At 47.3% G+C, this 20,592-nt stretch carries 21 protein-coding genes; 7 read left to right on the top strand and 14 right to left on the bottom strand.

Annotation, left to right across the window (positions count from 1 at the left end):
* Positions 1–5 precede the first annotated feature (5 nt).
* The 5 genes from BGO59_RS05055 to BGO59_RS05035 form a co-directional block, all read right to left on the bottom strand.
* A complete protein-coding gene (locus tag BGO59_RS05055; protein WP_293681519.1) occupies positions 6–1,115 on the bottom strand; it encodes a family 20 glycosylhydrolase in 1,110 nt (369 codons plus the stop codon).
* A 196-nt stretch (positions 1,116–1,311) separates the two neighbouring features.
* The gene (locus tag BGO59_RS05050) at positions 1,312–1,722 is read right to left on the bottom strand and encodes a hypothetical protein (RefSeq protein WP_293681517.1); all 411 of its coding nucleotides are present in this window, start codon (positions 1,720–1,722) and stop codon (positions 1,312–1,314) included.
* A 114-nt stretch (positions 1,723–1,836) separates the two neighbouring features.
* Entirely contained in the window at positions 1,837–3,084 is a 1,248-nt protein-coding gene (locus BGO59_RS05045) for an MFS transporter (protein ID WP_293681515.1), read from the bottom strand.
* A 93-nt stretch (positions 3,085–3,177) separates the two neighbouring features.
* A complete protein-coding gene (locus tag BGO59_RS05040; RefSeq protein WP_293681513.1) occupies positions 3,178–4,446 on the bottom strand; it encodes an MFS transporter in 1,269 nt (422 codons plus the stop codon).
* A gap of 71 nt (positions 4,447–4,517) precedes the next feature.
* Positions 4,518–5,306, bottom strand: a complete 789-nt coding sequence (locus BGO59_RS05035; protein ID WP_293681511.1) for a sialate O-acetylesterase — start codon at positions 5,304–5,306, stop codon at positions 4,518–4,520.
* Between the two features lie 139 nt (positions 5,307–5,445).
* Here BGO59_RS05035 and BGO59_RS05030 point away from each other — a divergent pair, with 139 nt between their 5' ends.
* From BGO59_RS05030 to BGO59_RS05020, 3 genes are all read left to right on the top strand, one after another.
* A complete protein-coding gene (locus BGO59_RS05030) occupies positions 5,446–6,636 on the top strand; it encodes a hypothetical protein (RefSeq protein WP_293681509.1) in 1,191 nt (396 codons plus the stop codon).
* A gap of 37 nt (positions 6,637–6,673) precedes the next feature.
* Positions 6,674–7,384: a glycosyltransferase family 2 protein gene (locus BGO59_RS05025; RefSeq protein WP_293681507.1), complete on the top strand. Its 711-nt coding sequence runs from the start codon at positions 6,674–6,676 to the stop codon at positions 7,382–7,384.
* A 578-nt stretch (positions 7,385–7,962) separates the two neighbouring features.
* On the top strand, positions 7,963–9,342 hold the full coding sequence (locus BGO59_RS05020) for a hypothetical protein (RefSeq protein ID WP_293681505.1): 1,380 nt from the start codon (positions 7,963–7,965) through the stop codon (positions 9,340–9,342).
* Positions 9,343–9,371: 29 nt separating this feature from the next.
* Here BGO59_RS05020 and BGO59_RS05015 read toward each other — a convergent pair whose 3' ends face one another.
* The 6 genes from BGO59_RS05015 to BGO59_RS04990 all read right to left on the bottom strand — a co-directional run bounded on the left by BGO59_RS05015 (position 9,372) and on the right by BGO59_RS04990 (position 13,348).
* Positions 9,372–10,316 carry a hypothetical protein gene (locus BGO59_RS05015; protein ID WP_293681503.1) on the bottom strand — a complete coding sequence of 315 codons (945 nt, stop codon included), beginning with the start codon at positions 10,314–10,316 and terminating at the stop codon, positions 9,372–9,374.
* Between the two features lie 89 nt (positions 10,317–10,405).
* Complete coding sequence (locus BGO59_RS05010) at positions 10,406–10,900, bottom strand: NADH-quinone oxidoreductase subunit B (protein WP_293681501.1); 495 nt, start codon at positions 10,898–10,900, stop codon at positions 10,406–10,408.
* A 4-nt stretch (positions 10,901–10,904) separates the two neighbouring features.
* Positions 10,905–11,462 (bottom strand): hypothetical protein, encoded by a 558-nt coding sequence (locus tag BGO59_RS05005; protein ID WP_293681499.1) that lies wholly within the window; start codon positions 11,460–11,462, stop codon positions 10,905–10,907.
* Positions 11,459–11,926, bottom strand: a complete 468-nt coding sequence (locus tag BGO59_RS05000; RefSeq protein ID WP_293681497.1) for an NADH-quinone oxidoreductase subunit A — start codon at positions 11,924–11,926, stop codon at positions 11,459–11,461. Before BGO59_RS05000 ends, BGO59_RS05005 begins: the two co-directional genes overlap by 4 nt.
* Before the next feature lie 120 nt (positions 11,927–12,046).
* Positions 12,047–12,658, bottom strand: a complete 612-nt coding sequence (locus BGO59_RS04995) for a porin family protein (RefSeq protein ID WP_293681495.1) — start codon at positions 12,656–12,658, stop codon at positions 12,047–12,049.
* Between the two features lie 129 nt (positions 12,659–12,787).
* The gene (locus tag BGO59_RS04990) at positions 12,788–13,348 is read right to left on the bottom strand and encodes a YqgE/AlgH family protein (RefSeq protein ID WP_293681493.1); all 561 of its coding nucleotides are present in this window, start codon (positions 13,346–13,348) and stop codon (positions 12,788–12,790) included.
* A gap of 250 nt (positions 13,349–13,598) precedes the next feature.
* Between BGO59_RS04990 and BGO59_RS04985 the strand changes: the two genes are divergently transcribed.
* Together BGO59_RS04985 and BGO59_RS04980 are read left to right on the top strand one after the other, a co-directional pair.
* Entirely contained in the window at positions 13,599–14,837 is a 1,239-nt protein-coding gene (locus BGO59_RS04985) for a sulfite oxidase (RefSeq protein ID WP_293681661.1), read from the top strand.
* Positions 14,838–14,840: 3 nt separating this feature from the next.
* A complete protein-coding gene (locus tag BGO59_RS04980) occupies positions 14,841–15,248 on the top strand; it encodes a hypothetical protein (protein ID WP_293681491.1) in 408 nt (135 codons plus the stop codon).
* A gap of 104 nt (positions 15,249–15,352) precedes the next feature.
* Here the strand turns inward: BGO59_RS04980 and BGO59_RS04975 are convergent, their stop codons facing one another.
* On the bottom strand, positions 15,353–15,946 hold the full coding sequence (locus BGO59_RS04975; RefSeq protein ID WP_293681489.1) for a DUF4230 domain-containing protein: 594 nt from the start codon (positions 15,944–15,946) through the stop codon (positions 15,353–15,355).
* A 96-nt stretch (positions 15,947–16,042) separates the two neighbouring features.
* Positions 16,043–17,329 carry a glutamyl-tRNA reductase gene (gene hemA, locus BGO59_RS04970; RefSeq protein ID WP_293681487.1) on the bottom strand — a complete coding sequence of 429 codons (1,287 nt, stop codon included), beginning with the start codon at positions 17,327–17,329 and terminating at the stop codon, positions 16,043–16,045.
* 240 nt (positions 17,330–17,569) lie between these two features.
* Between hemA and BGO59_RS04965 the strand changes: the two genes are divergently transcribed.
* Positions 17,570–18,778 carry a HAMP domain-containing sensor histidine kinase gene (locus tag BGO59_RS04965; RefSeq protein WP_293681485.1) on the top strand — a complete coding sequence of 403 codons (1,209 nt, stop codon included), beginning with the start codon at positions 17,570–17,572 and terminating at the stop codon, positions 18,776–18,778.
* Between the two features lie 83 nt (positions 18,779–18,861).
* Here BGO59_RS04965 and BGO59_RS04960 read toward each other — a convergent pair whose 3' ends face one another.
* On the bottom strand, positions 18,862–19,404 hold the full coding sequence (locus tag BGO59_RS04960; protein WP_293681483.1) for a hypothetical protein: 543 nt from the start codon (positions 19,402–19,404) through the stop codon (positions 18,862–18,864).
* Positions 19,405–19,442: 38 nt separating this feature from the next.
* Here BGO59_RS04960 and BGO59_RS04955 point away from each other — a divergent pair, with 38 nt between their 5' ends.
* The gene (locus tag BGO59_RS04955) at positions 19,443–20,561 is read left to right on the top strand and encodes an acyl transferase (RefSeq protein ID WP_293681481.1); all 1,119 of its coding nucleotides are present in this window, start codon (positions 19,443–19,445) and stop codon (positions 20,559–20,561) included.
* The last annotated feature ends 31 nt before the right edge of the window (positions 20,562–20,592 follow it).

Genomic DNA, 20,592 nt, shown 5'->3' with positions numbered 1-20,592 from the left:
ACGATTTAATTTGTAGCGCCTAACTTTCCTATCTCGTCATACATCGCTTTGAAGCAGTTGGAAGGAGTATTTTCGCCTGCTTCGTCCGACAATTTTTTACCGTAAAATTCGTCCAGAAATGGCCCGGTTCCCGACCAGATTGTTTGCATCATCCCCTGGAATCGTTCTTTCATGATAGGCGTTACAGATTTTCGAAACCGGACCATATCCTGCGTTTGAGTAACGGCAAAACCGGGTTTGCGCCAGGGGCAAGTGATCACGCTCAATCCTTTTGTTGCGAAATAAACAGCCGTCTGATCGGGCCGTTCGTAGTGCCAGTCGCAAATCATCACATCTTTAGGAATCAGGTCAATGGCGCGGTACGTGTTATTAAAACTACCTTCCCACATACCGATACCCGTAGTTTTGCCGTCGATCAGTCGGTCGCCCCACATCCAGAGTTTCCGATTTTTTAGTGCCAGGTGATTACGTATCTGGGTCACTTCGCCAGCGAATAGTTCCGCTTTATCACGCCCGGAACAGCGTGGACATTTGTCGTGACCAATGTAAAAGACCTCGTCCAGACCGGCATGGAATGCATCGGCTTCGAACACATCGCAGATTTCATCGACCAGATCAAAGACGACGGCATGAACGCCCGGATGCAAGGGGCAATAGCTTTTGCAGTACAACCCATCCTCGTTGGGCCATACATACTTTTCAGGCATTTTTACGCTGGGCGTTTCATCGAAGTCGGGGTAAACGCGTAGCAGATTGCCGACTTTACTAGCCCAGGATTGATGCCCCAGCAGATTAATTTGCGGAATAAGCCGAATGTTGTGCTTCTGACAGGCTTTCACCAGCTTTTTTACTTCCCGTCTCGACAGGGCAATGCTGTCGCGTAGTTCAGGGTGAGAGTCGAACTGATAGTTGTAATCGACCCGAAGAATCAGGGTATTGACCTGCCGGGTCGCCAATTCGTCGTTGATAAACTGAATAAACGCATCGAGTTGTTTGGGGAGAGGAGCCGCTATGCAAAACCCACGAACGGGCAACAAACTATCCAGCTTCGTTTGGGCAAGAACGGGAACCACGGCTAAAAAAAACAGGCAAAGCAGCAGGTTGATTCGGACCATCGGAATGGACTTTCGTAAGGAGAAGACTACCTGATTAAAGCACGTTTATGTTCGAAAATACCGTTCAGCTAATTGGTTCATTCCTTCTGAAGTGTCGTTCCTCTAATTAATGGAGATTGCCTTCATCAAAAAAATACCCCCAGCCGAAGCCAGGGGTGTGCGGGTAAATCAGGTAGTATTGAGACGTAACGCAGCGTTATTTAATGGCAACCAGTCGGCTGGGGGAAGACTCCACAGAAGGGGTAGCCAGTTTGAACGAGAACTCTTCCGTTTGTGAACCTGCCGAAATCCGGAAAGTATAGGCCCCATCGGTAAGCTGGCTCATATCGAACTGCTGGCGAAACGTATTACGCTTGTTGTTCTTTCCGACTACAATTTCATCGAATACAATATCACCCCGTTCGTTGACTAATTCAAGATGGACTTTATTATCTGACTGGTATTTTTCAAGGCATAACCACAGCTTGGACGCATCGGCGGCCGGGAACATAACGGCCGTAAAGGCTTTTGCATTCGTGTGATCATCGATTGCCAGGGCTGGCGTAGCAACGGATACGGAAAGGGCCAGAAGTAAGGCGCTGGAAAGGAGTTTGATGGACGTTTTCATTGAGTTGATCAGGATTGTTAGAGAACCTTTAGCTGTCAACCCAATGATGGTTACGCAAAAATGAACCGCTGTTGTTCGGGAAAAACGGTCAAAATGGATGATAAACGGCAGAAACTAATCGACAAAGTCCAGGTCTTTACCGAAGGTTTCGTCCATCTGGCTAAGCGACCAGAAAGCCAGGCCATAGACAACTACCGCCAGGATACCGGCAGCTACTAAAGCCCCCGCCGTTGGTTTTAAGGCCTGAAACGACAGGGTCATCAGGATCAGGGTGCCGCGTACCACGCTTGGTACCGATGTGGTGGCCGTATTCCGAAGATTGGTTCCATACAATTCGGCCACCATGGTTAGATACATAGCAATGTAACCCGTGCAGAAACCGGCCAGCAGACAAATCGTGTAAAGTCCTTCGGCCGTTTTGATGCCCCCAAACAGATAAATTCCACTCAATAGGGCGCTGAAGACGAGTAGACCCGTTATCGCCTTGATCCGTGACCGTAACCACTGACTCAATGGACCACTGAGCAAGTCGCCCCCGGCCAGCCCCACATAAACCAGCATCACACAGCGACCCGGCTTTACAATGTCGGCAATACCAAGTGCCTGCCCAAACTCGTTGGCGAACGTTGCTAGTATACCTACAATAAACCAGGTAGGCATACCGACCGTAACGCAGCGGAAGTATTTGATGGCTTGTTTTCGGGTTTTGAAAAACACCAGAAAATTGCCCCGGCTAACCCCTTTGTGTTCGGTTTTCATGCGGCTGAAAAGCCCCGATTCGAATACGCTAACCCGAAGCAGCAGTAACGTCAGGCCCATGCCGCCCCCGACCCAGTAGGCCGTTCGCCAGCTGAAATATTCGACGGTCATATAGGCCAGCCCTGCCCCCAGATAGCCGATGCCTGCCACCATAGCTGACCCATAACTCCGAATTTCTTTCGGCAGAATTTCGGAGATGAGTACCATCGCGGCACCAATTTCGCCCGAAAGCCCGACGCCAGCCAGAAACCTCAACAGGGCATAGGTGTTCACATCCTGCACAAAACCACAGGCAATGTTGGTCAGTGAATAGGTGAGAATACTACCGAAAAGCACCGACATCCGCCCGCGTTTATCGCCCCAGACACCCCACAGAAACCCGCCAATCAACAGCCCGGCCTGTTGAAAATTGATGATAAACGTTCCAGCCTTCGACACCTCTGCGTCCGACAAGCCGAACGATTGCAGGCTGGGAACACGAATAATGCTGAAAATAAGCAGGTCGTATACATCCACAAAAAAACCCAGGGCCGACACAATGACGGGTAAGGTAAACAAGGGGCGTAACGACGTACGAGGGGACGTAGGAGAGAGGGTATGCATGAAAAGGAGAAGGGACGAAAGGAGAAGGCAAGAAGGGAGAAGGGGAGGGTAAAAATAACCTTTCCTCCCTTCCGACCTTTTCTCCTTCTTTTGTTATTCTTCCAGATAATTCAAATCCTTACCGTGAGTTTCGGGTATGGTCAGGATGGAGTAGAAACCGAGGGCAAACGCAATGAGCCCCACAACCGCTCCCGCATCGATAACGCCCAGTGAGGGTTTCAGATCGCCGTACAGGCTCGTCATCAGGATAACCATACCCCGTACCATATTGGGAACCGTCGTGGCGGCTGTGGCCCGGAGGTTCGTACCGAATTGCTCGGCTCCAATGGTGACAAACATGGCCCAGTAACCAATGCCAAAGCCCATGGCCAGACATAATCCGTACAGAGCTGCGGCACTTTTAATGCCTGTGTATAAGTAGATTAAGCCGAATATGAGCGAAATGATCATAAGCAGTGTAACCGCCTTCTTGCGCGATGCCATCGCCTGGCTGATAAACCCACTGGCCAGGTCCCCCACGGCCAGGCCTACATAACACCACATAATGGCTAAACCCGGCTGAATCTCTTCGCCGATGCCCAGTGCTTTGCCAAACTCGTTGCTGAACGTAGCCAGAATGCCAATGACAAACCAGGTGGGTAAACCGATGCCAATGCATTTGAGGTAGCGCTTCAATCGATCCCAGTTGGTGAAAAAAGAAAGAAAATCGCCCCGGCTTACATGCTTTTGGTCCGAAACGTCTTTAAACATTCCTGACTCAACCACACCTACCCGTAACAGTAGCAGGCCAAAGCCCAGACCTCCGCCAACAAAAAAGGCCATTTGCCAGTCGAAAAGTTTGACCGTGAAATACGCGACTACAGCGCCGAACAGCCCGATACCTGCTACCAGTGATGTACCAATGGCCCGTTTTTCTTTCGGCAACACTTCACTAACAAGCGTAATCCCCGCGCCCAATTCACCGGCCAACCCAATGCCTGCAATAAAACGCATGAGCGCGTAGTAAGTGATAGGGTCCATGAAGGTGATGTGCTTTATAAACCCACAGGCAAGGTTGGCAATGGAATACGTAATGATGGAGCCAAATAATACCGAAAGCCGCCCGCGTTTATCGCCCAGAACACCCCAGAGAATTCCCCCCAGAAGTAGACCGCCCATCTGCCAGTTCAGAATAGTAGCCCCAACACTTGATATTTGATCGGGGGCGAGGCCAAGGTCTTTCAGGCTGGGAACGCGAACGATGCCGAACAACAGGAGGTCATAAATATCGACAAAGTAGCCTAGCGCAGCGACAATAACCGGCAGGCTGAACAGCCCAACCGTAGATGATTGAGATTTGGAGGAAACAGTGGGAACGGCCATGCGGCAGTATCAGAGGTTAAGGGAGCGAAACAATTCTGCAATATTACAAAATGACCAAAGAAGATTAGGCTTTATTTGGTCTTCAATAATTTCTTCTGAATAAAAATATCAGCATAGCGACGGCCAAGAATGCGGGCCGATTCGGTATCGAAATGGGTGGCGTCTCCTTTGTCGGACAGGCCTGCCGAAAGCACATAATAGGCATTGGGAAGCTGTTTGGTCGCTGCCATAATGGCTTCATTAACCGTCTTGGCATCCGGGTTACGGTTCACGACAAAATCACCCAGGGTTCCAGCTACGAAAGGCGCATTGGGGGCATTGAGGTCTTTTCGTAATCGTTGAACCAGTTCGGTAAGTTTTTCTTCGTACTCAAGCGCTTTTTCCGGGTCGGAATCTGACTCGCCCTGGTGCCAGATAAAACCGGCCAGCTCCCCATTTTCGAGGGCTTTTTTGGCCCGAATCAGCATGTCATCGTACGGATGCGATTTGGTAGGTTCATAATAGGCCCCTGGTTTCCAGACATTGATGCCCGAACCACCAACGGCGCAGGGAACCAGCCCGATATTCAGGTCGGGGTATGTATCGGCGAGTCGTTGGGCGAAGCTCAGTCCAGGACCTACCCCCACAATATCGGGTTTATCGAAATGCATTGGGTCTTGGGCAGGTATCCAGTTTAGTGCTTTGTCGAGCATCCATATTCGGGGATTAGTTTGCTTCGATTCGGCATCAAGGTCACCTCGACCTGCCATGTTTGATTGACCGATGAGCAGAAAAATCTGGAGCCGGGGAGGAACATCCTGTTTGACGGTAAACAGGGTTAGCAGGAAGCTGCTCATTAAGAATAATAGATGAGTTGACATATATTAAAAGGTTTATTAATCAATGATTTGCAATATTTAAGTTATTAAAAATTGATAAATGGTGATTTGTGATTCTGTTATAACTCCAAAAAGACTATTATTTTAGGCGTGATTTAATCAGGCTCAACTTTTAAGTAACTTGAATTCTGCAAAAGTCGCTATTTCTGAATCACGAAAAACGGAATCATTCGTTCGTTATGGATTAATAGCCATTACTTTTTTTCTATTACTGTATTCAGCCATTACGCAGCAAGCTAAAGGAGATGAAGGAGGGGCGTATCTGCCTGCCTTTGAACAGGCGTTTTCGCTCTGGCCCGCGCTGGACTTGTCGCCCTATTGGTCAATCTCATCCTTTTATTTATGGGTTGTAGCAGCATTACAGGCTGTTGTTGATCCATTGGCTAGTGGTAAAATTCTGTTAACCGGACGTTTACTATCCTTAGCTTGCTGGTTTATCCTGGTCTGGGTTCATGCTCGTTCGGGTCTGTATAAATCTCTGGTTGTGCTGTTTAATCCGTATGTGCTTATCTACAGTGTTCGGGCTCATCCTTTATTGCCTGGTATTCTTCTGTTTTACATATTCTGGACGCTGGTACGTCAGAATAAAAAGGCTGGATTCCTGTTTCTACCTTTTGCGGTAAGTTTTCAGGTTTTCATTGGTGGAACTGTCGGTCTTTTCATGCCGACACTGCCGCTGCAAAAAGGTGCGGTCATTCGTGTAGTAACCATTGGCTTACTGGCCCTCTTGGGTGTATTGATTACCTGGTTGAGCTGGGGTGGCATGTATCCACCAAAATTTGTCAATCATGTTTTTTTTCAGGAATACCACGTTCATGGCAAGCCTTCGTTTGGGTATTTAGCTACCGTTTTTATGATGGCCGGCGGAGTGCTTTGGTTCATTGGTAACCGGACGTTTGAGGATATAAAAGAACATCGGACGTATTCACTGGTCGTTATCGGTTTGCTTATCCTAGCCAGTATTTTTTTGTACAAAACGGCGACTATTGTTGGTATTGCCCGTCAGCTTAGCCAGAGCTGCCTGGCTAATGACCAATTAGGCTGGGTTCTAATTTTTATACTCATTGGCTTAGGCTGGCTACGACTTCATCGGGATCACTACCCACTCTTTTTTGGTTTACTGGGAGCTGCCGTCTTGTTAGTGACACTACCCTACCTCTACGAACGTATTTCGGTTTTTGCAACGATTGCCCCCTGTTTGGCATGGTGTAGCCTTCAGTCATCAGAAAAGCAGCAGAAAGGGCTGATTTTAACGATGTGCTTCATTTTTGTCCTCTTATTTATCGCCTATCAACGGTACGGTTCCCTCTGATCTTTAGTATATCGAATTATGAAAAGTATATCTAACTATGAAATTATCCATAATAATACCTGCCTTTAATGAAGGGAAAACGATCCGGAATATTTTAAACAGACTAGTGGAAATACAACTGCCCGATTCGGTTAGTAAAGAAATAATTATAGTTAATGATGCATCCAGAGATGATACAGAACGTGTTGTCTTACAGTTTGTTGAATCCAGGCCTGAGGCCAATATTCAGTATGTTGCCCATGCGGTTAATCAGGGTAAAGGGGCTGCCTTGCATACAGGTATTCAAAAATCATCGGGCGATTATCTGATTGTGCAGGATGCAGACCTGGAATATGACCCTGCTGAGTTTAGTATTCTGCTGAAACCAGTATTGGATGGATTTGCCGATGTGGTGTACGGGTCGCGGTTTATGGGGGGTAATGCACACCGGATACTTTTCTTCTGGCACACCATTGGTAATAAGTTTCTGACGTTTCTAAGCAATATGTTCACGAATCTGAATTTGACCGATATGGAAACGTGTTATAAACTCTTCCGAACCGATATTATCAAACAAATACCTTTGCACGAAAAACGGTTTGGATTCGAACCCGAAGTGACGGCTAAAATTTCGAAAGTTCCTGGAATTCGCATTTATGAAGTGGGTATTTCCTACTATGGGCGAACGTATGAAGAAGGGAAAAAAATAAATTGGAAAGATGGGTTTAGAGCCATCTATTGTATTATTCGCTACGGTCTGTTTAGCTAATTGTCAGTCGTTTATTGAAGCACATAACTACAGCAAGTAGGGAAGTATCCTTGCTGATGGAATTAGCAAGGGGAGCATTCAGTTAACCCGAACGTACATAACCAAGACGTTCGGGTTAATATTTTAAAGTATCTTTACACTTTCTTTTGGGTAAGTCAGTGTTGCTCAGTTTGTTGGTCCAGTATGTGGTGTCGCTTAATTGTAGGGCTTTTCGTATTCGAGGTATTTTATGTTTTTATGTTGCCTTATAAAAAGTGTCTAAAATTTACGCTGTTGCCTGAAGGGATACATATTTTACCTCTTGTAGGATCTGATGAGAAGCCGTTCTTGTGGTGGAGTTTACACAACATCGTTCCCGGTGAAACTGCCCTGCACCTTTGCCTAATTGCCGGTCGGCTGATAGACAGGGGCCGGTCGTTGGCGCCACATCTGGGTAGCTTTCGGTTATTCCTATCATTGAACGGGCATACTACACCGTTCGCTGACAATTTCCTTATGAGTTTGGTTACATCTGCTGAGCGTGGTGTGCTGCGCATGGCTTGCAGAACGTGGACTGAATTTCTAAAACGCATTATTAAATGAAATTTTTTGCAACTACCGATCGGCTTTCTGCCTTTTCGGCATCTGTAGACTATACAAAACCGTATCGACAATACTTTATTTCGATCTGTGCGGTGTATTTACTGGTTGCAGGCTGGCTCGCGATTCGCGTTCGGTTTGGTGTAATGGATGAGTTGTTTCATCTGGAATACAGCCTTCCCTTTGCCAAGTCAGGCCTTACCAAAACGACTTTATATCGCCATGTTCCCCCAACGGGTGTGGCCAGTCATCTTTGGTTTGCCTTGTGGATCTGGTTGTTTCCGACGATCGATTATATTGGTTTACGGCTTATTACCTGTATGGCACTGGCGGGGCTGGCTGTAGCGACTTATGTTCACCTTAGGTCTTTTTCGGGTGTATGGCAGAGAAGAATACTGGCTGCCAGTGTATTTACGCTGGTTTGCCCTTACTTTTTCCTGAGTGTCTCAACCGTTATGACCGAAGGGCCTTCACTGGTATTTTTGTTTGCAGGCCTGTTGCTGCTATCGGTTTCACGGCTTGAGCGGCTTTTCCCATTTTTTCTGGCCTGCTGCCTGCTGGGTCTTACAACCATTGCCCGGTTTTATTACATCCCTCTTTTACCTGCTCTGTTTGTAGTGCTGGCGGTAGAGGATTGGGAACGCTATCGACAGATCGGAGTCAAAGCGTTTACAACGCACCGTATACTATTCTACGTATCGATTGGGATTAGTTTATTGCCTTTGGCAGGTCTGGTTAGTTTGTGGGGAGGATTTACCCCTCCACTATTCCATCAGTGGTCTAAACTGCGTTCGGGGGTCAGTTTCAATGCCTTACGTCCCATTTCGGCATTCATACTTACGGGCATCTATATTGCTCCTATTGTATGGCTTTCGGGTTTTCGGTATTTAAAGTCTGCACTATCGATCGTGATTGGGAGCTTTATGCTCGCGCTAATTTTGGCTCTTTTACAGATTAATCTTCTGCGCGATCCGGAGTCGGTCAATGATGTTTTTAGTGGGCCAATTGAGCATGGTTTGGGCTGGCTAATGGCTAAAGGCCAACTAGCGATCAGTCTGGGTTTGTTGGTGGTTTACACCTTAGGTTTCGTAAGCCTGGTCATTGTGATCCAACAACTTTTTCAGATACTAATGGCCGAAGGTTTTGTCGATAAGGGATTAGTATTTTCTATTGCCTTTGTTGCGTTGTTTATCGCATCTCAAGCGTTTATAGGCGGAAATCACCCATTTTTCGAGCGTTACCTTATTCATCCCTGGCCTTTTATTGGATATGGGCTAATAAGAGCCTTTCCCGAATCGACCAATATCAAAACCTACGCCGTACTGGCTGTATATACAGTTGTATCGGTACTTCTGTTAACAAAATGGGGGCTTTCTTGACCGAAACGATTGGGTCGTATTTCGACGTATCACTCAACCGATTCGGTGAAGGTTTCGTGGCTGGGTGGTGCAGCAGAGTGCTGGATCAATGTTCGGCTAATGCGCAAAACCGGTTCAGGCTTTGGTAAAATCGTGTAGGTGTTATAGGCTGTTCCCAGCGCCCAGACCTTCAATCCGATACGCCCAAAGATCATGGCCTGCTGAATGATAAACATGAGTAGTATTGTAATCCAGTTGCTCATGAGTATAGCTTCGTCGATCAGAAAGTACAGGCCAAACATACCTGCTCCGATCAGGATGAATAACCAGTATAGGCCATACGTACGAAGGATACTGCCAAGCACCAACCGGCCAGCCTGCCCAAACGATTTAAAAGCCTGATGGCTGTCTTCCCGAAACATCAATACTTTGGCATAGTCGCCAATGCAAAGGATAAGGGTACCGGTCAGAGCGGCACAGGCAAAGAAAGCAGCCCCGACCCAGAATTGACCGCGCTCGGTCAGGACATCATCGGCCACAATAGCGACTAACGACCCTGCAACCAGCCAAATACCCGCACCAATCAATAGAAACAGCAACGTGACGCCAAAGAGCCGCAGAAAACGCCCAAAATAATGCGTGCAGGCCTGCCAGAATAAACCCGTATCGAAGCGGGCTGTGGGTTGCGAAAACCGGAATAAAATACCGCCTGCAAAAAAAATACTTAAGAACAGATATAGCGCTCCAAGCCATCGGCCCACACTGATAAGGGGCAGAATCGCTTTCCGGCTGCGCTGCATAAAATCGGAATAGATGGTATAATCAAATCCGTTCAGCAGGTTCAGGAAAGCCCGAGAATCCTGATCTTCGGTAAGTAAGGTGCTATAAAACGGCAGGGCAACAACTAAGCCGAGAACCAGCGTAATGCCGTAGATCAGCCCTATCGGTCGGGTTGATCCAAGCGTTTGTCGGAAAGATAGGTTGATAGGCGTCACGGATACAGTGTTTCAGACGCCAAGTTTAACGTTTCCTGCTGGCTAACGCAAACAAACCCGTAAACTCCATCAGTAGCCTGGCTGAACCATTAAGCGTCTCGTAGCGGATGCTCGGTCCGTATCTTTTCCTGTAATTTCAAAAAGCCGTCAATAAGCGCTTCGGGCCGTGGGGGACAGCCAGGAACATATACATCGACCGGGATGATTCGGTCGACACCTTTTACTACATGGTAGCCATGTTGCCAGTAAGGTCCTCCACAATTAGAGCAGGAACCCATTGAGATTACATACCGTGGTTCGGCCATCTGCTCATACAATCGCCGGATTCGGTCGGCCATTTTATAAGTTACTGTACCCGACACAATCATAATATCGGACTGACGAGGGGAAGGGCGTGGAAAAATGCCAAACCGTTCAAGATCGTAATTGGAAGCCATGGCGCCCATCATTTCAATGGCACAGCAGGCCAGCCCAAAGGTTAGTGGCCAAAGCGATTTCTCCCGCGACCAGTTTAGCAAATCTTCTGAACGCATCAGGATTACACTGGCTTCGCCTGATTTATTGGATACGGATGGAGAGTTCATCGAATTAGCGTGTTTGGGGAATGCGATTAAATAGATCCTGCTGATAACGAACGGTAAACGGTTCCAACTGACGGTACAAACTAAGCTCCGGGTTGGACAGGTCCAGCGGACGAATGCTTCGACTCGACAAATTATTGACGAATGAGCCTACTACCAGACCGGCGGCTGCACCACCAGCCGCAGCGAAGGTTAACGTTATTCCGTAATTGATGGCACTACTGGGCTGGTTGCGCTGAAGGGATTTGTAGGAGGCAAAACCTGCGGCCAGTCCACCGATAATTGATCCAGTAATGATGGCGCTCTTTTTACTCGTCCGCCGAATCACCACCTTGCGAATCTCTCGTAAAGGAATTTCCTCATCGATTCGGTGGCCATGCTGGTCGCTCAGGAGCAGTTCGGTATCGGTCAAATCTTCCAGCAAGCCACGATAGCGTTCGCCCGTGTAAGTAACCACTTTTGCCCGGTATACATCAAGCGTAAGTTTTTGAGCCTGTAAGGTGCCTGATACTGAACTACTAATTAAAAGGACCAGCCAAAAGTAGAGTGGGGTAAAAGGCTTCACCGTTTATAGCGCTCGTTTACCTGTTCATACAAATGCGCTGGTACTTTGGTTTCGGTAGTAGGAAGTTTCGGTTGCGGCTTTACCCAGTCGAGGTAGCCTTTGGCCCATACATAGGCCAACCCTAATGCCAGAATGACGACAAACAGAATCGCTTCTGTAAGCGCGAACCAGCCCCAGAGGCCACCCGTTTCGCGTATGAGTCGTTCCTGACCAAATACGGTTGCCCATGGAAACAGAAAGACTAGTTCAACATCGAACAGGACAAATACCAGAGCTACAACGTAGAAGCGAATATTGAACTGTACATTGGCATTGCCAACGGGTTCTTCACCCGACTCGTATGTACTATTTTTTTCCACATTCGGTCGGTTTGGTCGTAGCAGACGGGCCACAAAAAGCACGATGGCAATGAAGGCGAACGCAGCCACGATAAATAACAGAATGACGCCGAAGTCGGAAAGCATGTCTTTTGTGTTAGAAGTGAGGAGCGAGAAGTGAGGAGAGAGAATGGCTGACGCATCTACAGATTTCGCGCGTCAGCCATTCTCTCTCCTCGCTCCTAACTCCTCACTTCTGCTATAAATTTATTTCTTCTTCTTTTTCGGAAATAGATTGTACACCATCGAAATCTGGAGGTTCCGATTGTAGTAGGAAGCTGTAGCTTCAGGCGATACGTTGGTAAGGCCGTAAATAAACCGGGCGTGCAGGCTGAAATTATGCAGCATATCCAGAAAATCGTAGTGGACGCCTGCCGCTATCCCCAGGTCATTATTTACGCCAGGGCCGCCCGTTTGCCCAGCATTGAGCGCGTAACTGAATTCAGGGCCAGCCTGTATTGTAAGTCCCTCGGTCGGTATGTAGCCTAGCATCAGTGGTAGGCTGGCATAGTAGTACGATACAGCCGTTGTCGTGCGGCTACCGTTACTTTGCTCTTGCTGAAAATTACCACCTCGAATAGACAGCAGGACTTCGGGTTGAACGACCCAGTGATTATACCGATACCGGTACATCGCACCCAAATGCGGTTGTAAGGTTCGGTGAGGGATGTTGGCAGTAGTTCCTGAAATGGCAATCTGCGTGAACGATGCCCCCACTTTCAAGCCAAAATGACCACCTATGGGCTTATTGCTTTGCGCCTGGGTTAACGCCGATGAGGTTACTAAAACGATAAAAAGGAGTAATCGATAACTGTGCATACGGGACGATGGAAAGGAAGTGACCCCTTTCGATAACGTTTTTTTATCCGAAACGTCGGACCGGTACAAAATTGGTGAAAAAAAGTTAAGATGCCCCTGTTTGCCTGGTGGGTAGACTGTCAAAAAATGTTAATTAAGTCGGGGATCGACGGGATAATGAGCAATGGATTTGTATTCGCCCCCCATACGTTTGAGAACACCGCGCCAAAACTCTTTCGTTGGCGTATCGAATAGGAAGCTGGCATTTGTGCGGCTCACAATCCAGGCTTTCTGTACAAGCTCTGCATCTAACTGACCTTCACTCCAGCCTGAATAGCCAATAAAAAAGCGGGCGTCGCGTTCGGTAAGCGTTCCCAGATTGACGGCTTGTTTAATCTGCTCGAAATCGCCACTCCAGTAAAGTCCATCCAGAACCCGAATCGAGCCGTCGATCAGATCGGGTCGGCGGTGGATGAAATGTAGGGTATTCTGCTGTACGGGACCTCCGACAAATAAGGGTAAATCGACGTGGATATCGTCAATCACATCGCTCAGGTGAATATCGGTTTGCTGATTCAGTACAAGGCCAAACGTTCCCGCCTGATTATGCTCGCAAACCAGGACTACGCTGCGGTCAAAGTTAGTATCACCCATGAATGGCTCAGCAATCAGCAGATCGCCATTTTTAACGGAAGTAGGAATCGTATTCATAGCTCATTGAGCAATTATAGATTTATGGCAAAACGCTTTTTTCAGATACTATATTCTTTAAAAACTGTTAAATACGCTACAGCCTCCCTGAATACTTTGTATATGGCCATGGCACAAATTCATGAGGGTTATAACATACTGGCATACAGCCTTTGGTACTTTTTTTCTTCGTACTGAAAAAATTGTATTCGGTTATGCACTACGGTATAGCCAACCGGAGCGTTACTTTTACATGAACAAAACTGATGCCATGAAAAAGCAGATCCATGATCGACGGGGATTCCTCCAGAAAAGTGCTCTGGCAACGCTAACCACTCTGGTTGGTACCCACATCGTTTTCGCCGATCAAATTCCTCCATATTATACCCCGCTGGCTTTTGAGTATGACCCACTTAAAGGGAAAGTTCCAGATATGAAAGTACTGGGCGATAAGCCCTGGAATGTCGAAGCACCTATCCACCAGCTTGATGATGCCATTACGCCCGTCGAAAAAATGTTCGTGCGGAATAATGGCTTGATCCCTTCAGAGCCTATCAACCCAGATACCTGGACGCTGACGATTAAGGGAGAGTCGGTGAAATCAACAAAAACATACACCCTCAACGACCTTAAAAAGCGATTTCCAGTCCATACGTATCAGCTCGTGCTGGAATGCGGTGGGAACGGACGCGCTGGGTACGAACCGCAAACAACGGGTAATCCCTGGGATCAGGGGGCTGTTAGCTGTGCCGAGTGGACAGGCGTTCGTCTGAAGGATATTCTGGCCGACGTGGGTCTCAAAGATGATGCCGTTTACATCGGTTACTATGGTAAAGACCCGCACTTGAGTCAGGACCCGACCAAAGTAGCTATTTCGCGGGGAGTACCCATAAAAAAAGCCCTTGAGGCCGAAACGTTAATTGCCTGGGCCGTAAACGGCAAAGATATTCCGTTGGTACACGGCTATCCGCTCCGGCTGGTGGTGGGCGGCTGGCCAGCGTCGGTATCCGGAAAGTGGCTACATACCATCTCCGTGCGAAACAAGGAACATGATGGGGCCAAAATGGAAGGGCATAGTTACCGGATGCCGATTCGTCCTGTACAGCCGGGCGAGAAAATTGCCGAAACGCCCGAAAATTTCCGCATTATAGAATCGATGCCCGTTAAATCGCTCATTACGTATCCTAAAACAGGCGCAATGTTCGATCTGAAAAAGCCGCTTGCTCTGCGCGGTCATGCGTGGGCAGGCGATCGGATGGTGGCGGATGTGCATACATCGATCGATTATGGAGCAACCTGGCAGAAAGCAAAACTCCAACCGCCTAAAAATCGACTGGCCTGGCAGCACTGGTCAGCGGAGATCACGTTCCCGCAGGCGGGGTATTATGAAGTGTGGGTACGGGCAACGGATACTAGTGGGGTTACACAGCCGATGGTTATTCCGCAATGGAATCCGGGCGGTTATCTGAATAATGCCTGCCATCGGATTGCGGTTAAATCGGTTGTATAGACGATGAAAGCAATAAGCATACTTTTCTTTGTTGGAGCTGTTCTGATAGGAACGTCGAGTTTCCGTGTTCAGAACCCGAAAACTACCACCGATTCTGTTGTCAATCTGGATACGTTGAAAATCGACGCTGAAAGCGGGCTTGTGGCTGACGCCAATCTAATGATGGTGAAGGCACAGTGTACGGCCTGCCATTCGTCGAAACTCATTCTACAGCATCGATTTACCCGAGCGGGCTGGCAGGAACGTATCCGCTGGATGCAGAAATATCACAAACTGTGGGACCTGGGTGAATCGGAAAAAGTGGTTCTAGACTATCTCGAGAAATATTACGGACCGTCCTCAATGGAGTCTAAAGCTACGTTTCGACGCGCTCCGTTGAAAGACATTCAGTGGTATAAGTTGAATGAATAGGTTTTTCGGCTTAATGCGTTTGTAACGCGGGTGGAAACCCGCGCTATTCGGTTAAAAATCGCGAGTTTCCACCCGCGTTACAAACGTATTAAGTCGGGAAAAATTTACTTCCGAAAGATTAGTCCTACTTTCTTTCCTGAAATACGCTCTAATGTAGGGCGTAAGATCTGATTGGCATTCTGGCGGGTTTGTTCCAGAATGCCACTGCTGAGTGCCGATTCTTTGACCTGATGCTCCGCTTTTCGGTAGGCATCGCTTACCAGTTGAGACTGGTCCAGGAACGAAAAGCGCGTATCATAAACCCGTGATCGATCATGATTGATTTTCCAGGTACAGAGTTCCGGTTCAGGTAGTCGGACCGTTACCGAATCACCATCGGCAGTCACGTCGGTAGCTGTAATCTTCGTTAAGTCGATACAACCTGTTGCTTCACCTTCCACAATCAGAATAGCATTCGCATTCGGCAGAAAGGTGTTGACCTGCTCATGCTCCACAATATCCTTAAAGGTGTATTTCACCAGTTCCAGCTTACCCAGCGAGATTACTTCTTTCAGGACAATGCTTTGCGTCGTGCGATCACCTTTTCGGAAGCGGCTCAACAGACTATTCCCCCGGATCTGCTCCCAAATGGCAATCAGTCCGGCTACCACAACAGCAATCAGAACCAGTCGGAAAATAGCATTGATGAGTCGAGTCATGAGAGCAGAAAAGGAAACCTGTTAAAATAAAACTTCCCGAAAGTTTATCGCTTTCGGGAAGGTAAGAAACGTAACGTCAAAGACGAAACGCATTAATCAGTAGCTATGTTTTTCGTCAGCAACAGGCTGCTTTTCAAGATCGAATAAATCATTAAGCACATCGATCAACGTTTCGGCTTCACCTCGTTTACAGGCTGCTTTCAGTTGCAGAACGGGCAGTTTGATAATTTTCTGCATGATCCCCTTCGTGATCTTATCTACTTTCTCTGATTCGTCGGGAGTTAGGTGTTTCAGATGTCGGGCAATCTCGTCGCGACGAATCTGCTCCAGTGCATTTTTAAGCTTGTTGATAGTTGGCGAAACAACCATTTCTTTCGACCAGTCGCCAAATTCGGCAACGGCCTGGGCAATAATTGCTTCTACCTGAGGGATAGCGGCCAGACGCTGTTGCAGGGCTTCGTCGGCCCGATTACGGATGTGGTCAATATTATAGACCAGCACACCCGGAATCTGCTCAACCGTAGCATCAACACTGCGGGGAACTGATAAATCGATAAAGTATTTAAAAGACAATACCTCAACGTTCTTCAGTAATTCGGGGGTGATCAGCGGTTCATCGCGCATAACGGATGAAATGATCACGTCGGCCCGGCGAATTTCATCCGTCAGATTGTCAAAATCGGCAACGCGGAAACCACATTGTTCGGCCAGAGCTTCGGCTTTAGCTTTAGTACGGTTGCAGAGGGTAATATTGGTATTACCTCCGCGAGCTTCGAGGTTTTTGCAGACGTCGGTTCCAATTTCACCCAGTCCGATTACCAGAATGTTTGGTTGGCTGTGCTCGCCTACCAGTTCGTCGATCAGTTCAACGGCGGCATAAGAAGAGGAAGCCGCTCCGTCGCGGAAAGGTGTTTCCTGAGCAACCCGCTTGTTGGTGAAGAAAATGGTATGCATGAGCCGGTGCAGGAATGGCCCCGCCATTTCCAGATCGGCCGACCACTGGTACGACTGCTTCACCTGATTGGGGATCTGCATATCGCCTACAACCTGCGAGTGTAAGCCCACACAAACCTCAAACAGATGCTGAACTGCCTGATCGTTTGCGTCGAAAAACTGAAAATAAGGCAAATAATTATCGGTGTCGGTCAGCCCTTTTTCAATCAGTAACAGACGGGCAATTTCGGTATTAAGATCCTGCTCAAAGGCATAATACACTTCAGTACGATTACAGGTTGAAATCACGAGCAAATCGCTCAGCCCGAAAAAGTCTCGTAACCGAAGCATGAGCCGCTTCGCTTCGTCTTCGTTTAATGCAATTAGCTCACGGACTCGCAACGGAGCCATTTTGTAAGACAAACTAATTGCTTTGAAGGTCTCTAACATGGTAAAAAAGCACCTTTACTGGCTTGTAGCCTTTACAAAATTACGGCATTATTATCGGATATGAATGCACGCAATCTAGACAGTTTGTTATTTAGAATTTATCCAAATAGATCGCGTCTTTCTTCGATCAATCCTATTCAGGTTTGTAACATTCGTACCTTGTCAGACGTTCAACCTTTGCACGTTTACTGCATTTTTATCGTTAGAAACTTAAGCTGAACTTACAGCCAGCAAGGCCACATGCTGAAGTCATTTGATATTTATAGTCAGAATAATATTCTGAAAATCATAGTAGCGCTCAATCTGCTTCTGGTGGGAACGGGATCGCTACTCTACACGCGTCGATTAATTCTGAAGCTTGAAGATCGTGAAGAACAATACGTCCAGCTTTTTGTGAAGGCGATGGAGTATCTGTACAGTTCAAGTAGAGCTGATGTCGATAATGGCGATATCACCTTTGTAACGAGCGAAATTTTACAGGCGAATAAGACAATTCCTGTTATTTATCTTGATCACAATGGGCAGATATCCAGTAAATTAAATATTGATTTGCCGGAAGGGTTCGATAAGCTTCCTGCTGCCGAACAACAAGCCTTTTTGCGGCAGCGCATTGCTGAAATGCGTAAAAACCATAAGCCGATACCGGTTGTAATGCCAGATGGCCAGCGTGGATTGGTATATTATGAGAACTCAAAAGTATTGCGCCAAATCAACTACATTCCTTATGCCCTGATCGCCATTTTAACGGCTCTGGGGGTGCTGGCCTATTTATCGTTCAGCTCATCACGACGGGCGGAGCAGAACCGGGTTTGGGTTGGGCTGGCCAAAGAAACGGCTCACCAGTTAGGGACGCCTATGTCGTCGTTGATGGCTTGGGTAGAATATATGCGATCAGACCCCGATCAGTATGATGCTTCTATAACGGATGAGATCGAAAAAGACGTGCAGCGCCTGGAAACGATTACAGCCCGTTTTTCAAGTATTGGCTCCATTCCGACCTTAAAAGAAGAAAACCTGAATGAAGTGGTCAAGCAGTTTACTGATTACCTGTCGCGCCGAATCTCGACGAAGGTTAGTATGAGTTTTGTTAGTCAGATTCCGGCTAACCAGCAGGTGAAAATCAATAAGTTATTGTTTGAGTGGGTCATCGAAAATATCTGCAAGAATGCCGTTGATGCCATGAAAGGTGTGGGCGAATTGAGGCTTAATATTATTCCCTTACCTCACCAGGAGGTAGCTATCGATATTACCGACACCGGGAAGGGTATTTCAAAAGCCAATATGCAAAAAGTATTTTCGCCTGGTTTCAGCACGAAAAAGCGGGGGTGGGGACTTGGTCTTACCCTCGCCAAACGCATTGTGGAGGAGTACCATAACGGACAACTGTTCGTCAAACATTCGGAAGTAGGTAAAGGGACTACGTTCCGAATTGTGCTGAATACAGATTGATGTCTGTTTGGCAGTTTATAGTTTACGTTGACTGTTGTGAACATAATACAAACCTAAGCCACCGTAAACTACAAACAGGCTTGTTACTTTAGGAACGGCAATGTAATTGTATCGGTCTCAATAACATTGCTGGTGTTAAGGTCGCGATCTCGAATCCGAATCTGGAACTTAGTGGGATAATAGACATTAACAGTACCGTACTGAAAGGTCTGGTTAAAGTCCAATGACCCCTCAATAGCCCCTTTGGGCTTATTTTTAGCTAAGTCGGGGAATAAGAGGAAATTGTAAATTGATAAAGGATATTCCACGTACTGCTTGTTAATTAAACGGAAGGCTTTAATTTCATAGTTTCCCCAGCCTCCGTTTGAAACATAGCGAAGTGAGTCTGCTTTAGGTAGTGGGATGTCATTTCCCAGATTACCGTCTCCATCTTTAAAGCCAACGGTAAGCACAACCGAATCCCGTTTCGATTGCCCTACACCCTTACCAGCGGCAAGCGTGTATTTAAATATCCCTTTAAATTCAATTTCGGGAGTTGTTGAGTAGTTGGGTTCGGTGAAGCAGGCCGATAAGGTAATCGCTACTCCGAAAACGAGGAGGTATGTTTGAATTTGTTGCCGTCGCATACTGTTGTACTCGTTGTGCAATAAACGCTTATTTTACTTTGTCTTTTTCATTAACACTTTCGGCTGCAGCAACTCCAGTTCGGGAGGTACTTCGGCAGCAGGTAATCGCCATCAGTTCAATTCTGCCAACTCCGGCTACGTTCGAGTCGCTGGCATTGGCGGTGTTTCGTTACCAGGCTGTTCATAACCCCGTGTACCGGGCTTATTTAACTCACCTAAACTGCCATCCGGAGCGAGTCGATAATCTGCGACAGGTGCCATTTATGCCGATTGGCTTTTTTAAAACGCACACGGTATTAACTGGCATTGACACAACCACACCTGCTCACTTCGACACTACGCTAACGTTTGCCAGTAGCGGAACTACCGGAGAACAGACCAGTCGTCATGTAGTGCCTGATTCTGCCCTCTATCAAGCCGTAAGTACCCGCATTTTCGAGCAGATCTACGGACCTCTTCACGACTTCCATATCCTGGCATTACTGCCGTCCTATCTTGAACGAAATAACTCCTCGCTCGTGTATATGGTTCAGCAATTTATGGCCCAAACTGGACAGTTGCAACGAACAGCCTTACAAGTCGAGCCGAGCGGTTCAGGTTTTTATCTACACAACCACGCCGAGCTTACCGAACAACTGAAACGGCTTGTACAGCATGACGATGGAAAGAAGATTTTACTGATCGGTGTAACGTTCGGTTTGCTGGATTGGGCTGAGTCGGCTTCTGACTTAACATCTTTAGGGCAATCGCCCCGGTTGATTGTCATGGAAACGGGCGGTATGAAAGGCCGTCGTCGGGAGTTGCTTCGGGAAGAAGTGCATGAAATTCTGATGGAGAAGCTGGGTCTGTCAACGGTGCATTCGGAATATGGCATGACCGAATTACTTTCTCAGGCGTACTCGATGGGTAATGGGGTATTTAAGGCAGGCCCGACCATGCGATTAGTACTGAGAGACATCAACGATCCATTTTGTCTCTATCCTGACGATTACCCACGAACAGGCGGCATCAATGTGGTCGATCTGGCGAATCTGGATTCGTGCTCATTTATCGAAACCCAGGATTTGGGGCAATATGCAGGTGCAGACGGCGCTTTTCGGGTAATCGGCCGTTTCGATAATTCCGACGTTCGGGGGTGTAATCTAATGATTGAATGATTGACTTTTGAATGATTGAATGATAGGCTTA

It is taken from the genome of Spirosoma sp. 48-14, from assembly GCF_001898575.1.
In the GTDB taxonomy this organism is placed as follows: domain Bacteria; phylum Bacteroidota; class Bacteroidia; order Cytophagales; family Spirosomataceae; genus Spirosoma.
The sequence above is the reverse complement of the archived record's forward strand: the minus strand, read 5'-3'. Positions and strand labels throughout refer to the sequence as shown.

Coding starts and splice junctions, on each gene's coding strand:
- BGO59_RS05025 (WP_293681507.1), top strand. CDS start 6,674: ATGAAATTATCCATAATAATACCTGCCTTTAATGAAGGGAAAACGATC.
- BGO59_RS05000 (WP_293681497.1), bottom strand. CDS start 11,926: ATGCTTTCCGACTTCGGCGTCATTCTGTTATTTATCGTGGCTGCGTTC.
- BGO59_RS04980 (WP_293681491.1), top strand. CDS start 14,841: ATGAAAGCAATAAGCATACTTTTCTTTGTTGGAGCTGTTCTGATAGGA.
- BGO59_RS05010 (WP_293681501.1), bottom strand. CDS start 10,900: ATGAACTCTCCATCCGTATCCAATAAATCAGGCGAAGCCAGTGTAATC.
- BGO59_RS04985 (WP_293681661.1), top strand. CDS start 13,599: ATGAAAAAGCAGATCCATGATCGACGGGGATTCCTCCAGAAAAGTGCT.
- BGO59_RS05020 (WP_293681505.1), top strand. CDS start 7,963: ATGAAATTTTTTGCAACTACCGATCGGCTTTCTGCCTTTTCGGCATCT.
- BGO59_RS05050 (WP_293681517.1), bottom strand. CDS start 1,722: ATGAAAACGTCCATCAAACTCCTTTCCAGCGCCTTACTTCTGGCCCTT.
- BGO59_RS05040 (WP_293681513.1), bottom strand. CDS start 4,446: ATGGCCGTTCCCACTGTTTCCTCCAAATCTCAATCATCTACGGTTGGG.
- BGO59_RS04995 (WP_293681495.1), bottom strand. CDS start 12,658: ATGCACAGTTATCGATTACTCCTTTTTATCGTTTTAGTAACCTCATCG.
- BGO59_RS04965 (WP_293681485.1), top strand. CDS start 17,570: ATGCTGAAGTCATTTGATATTTATAGTCAGAATAATATTCTGAAAATC.
- BGO59_RS05035 (WP_293681511.1), bottom strand. CDS start 5,306: ATGTCAACTCATCTATTATTCTTAATGAGCAGCTTCCTGCTAACCCTG.
- BGO59_RS05045 (WP_293681515.1), bottom strand. CDS start 3,084: ATGCATACCCTCTCTCCTACGTCCCCTCGTACGTCGTTACGCCCCTTG.
- BGO59_RS05055 (WP_293681519.1), bottom strand. CDS start 1,115: ATGGTCCGAATCAACCTGCTGCTTTGCCTGTTTTTTTTAGCCGTGGTT.
- BGO59_RS04990 (WP_293681493.1), bottom strand. CDS start 13,348: ATGAATACGATTCCTACTTCCGTTAAAAATGGCGATCTGCTGATTGCT.
- BGO59_RS04960 (WP_293681483.1), bottom strand. CDS start 19,404: ATGCGACGGCAACAAATTCAAACATACCTCCTCGTTTTCGGAGTAGCG.
- hemA (WP_293681487.1), bottom strand. CDS start 17,329: ATGTTAGAGACCTTCAAAGCAATTAGTTTGTCTTACAAAATGGCTCCG.
- BGO59_RS04975 (WP_293681489.1), bottom strand. CDS start 15,946: ATGACTCGACTCATCAATGCTATTTTCCGACTGGTTCTGATTGCTGTT.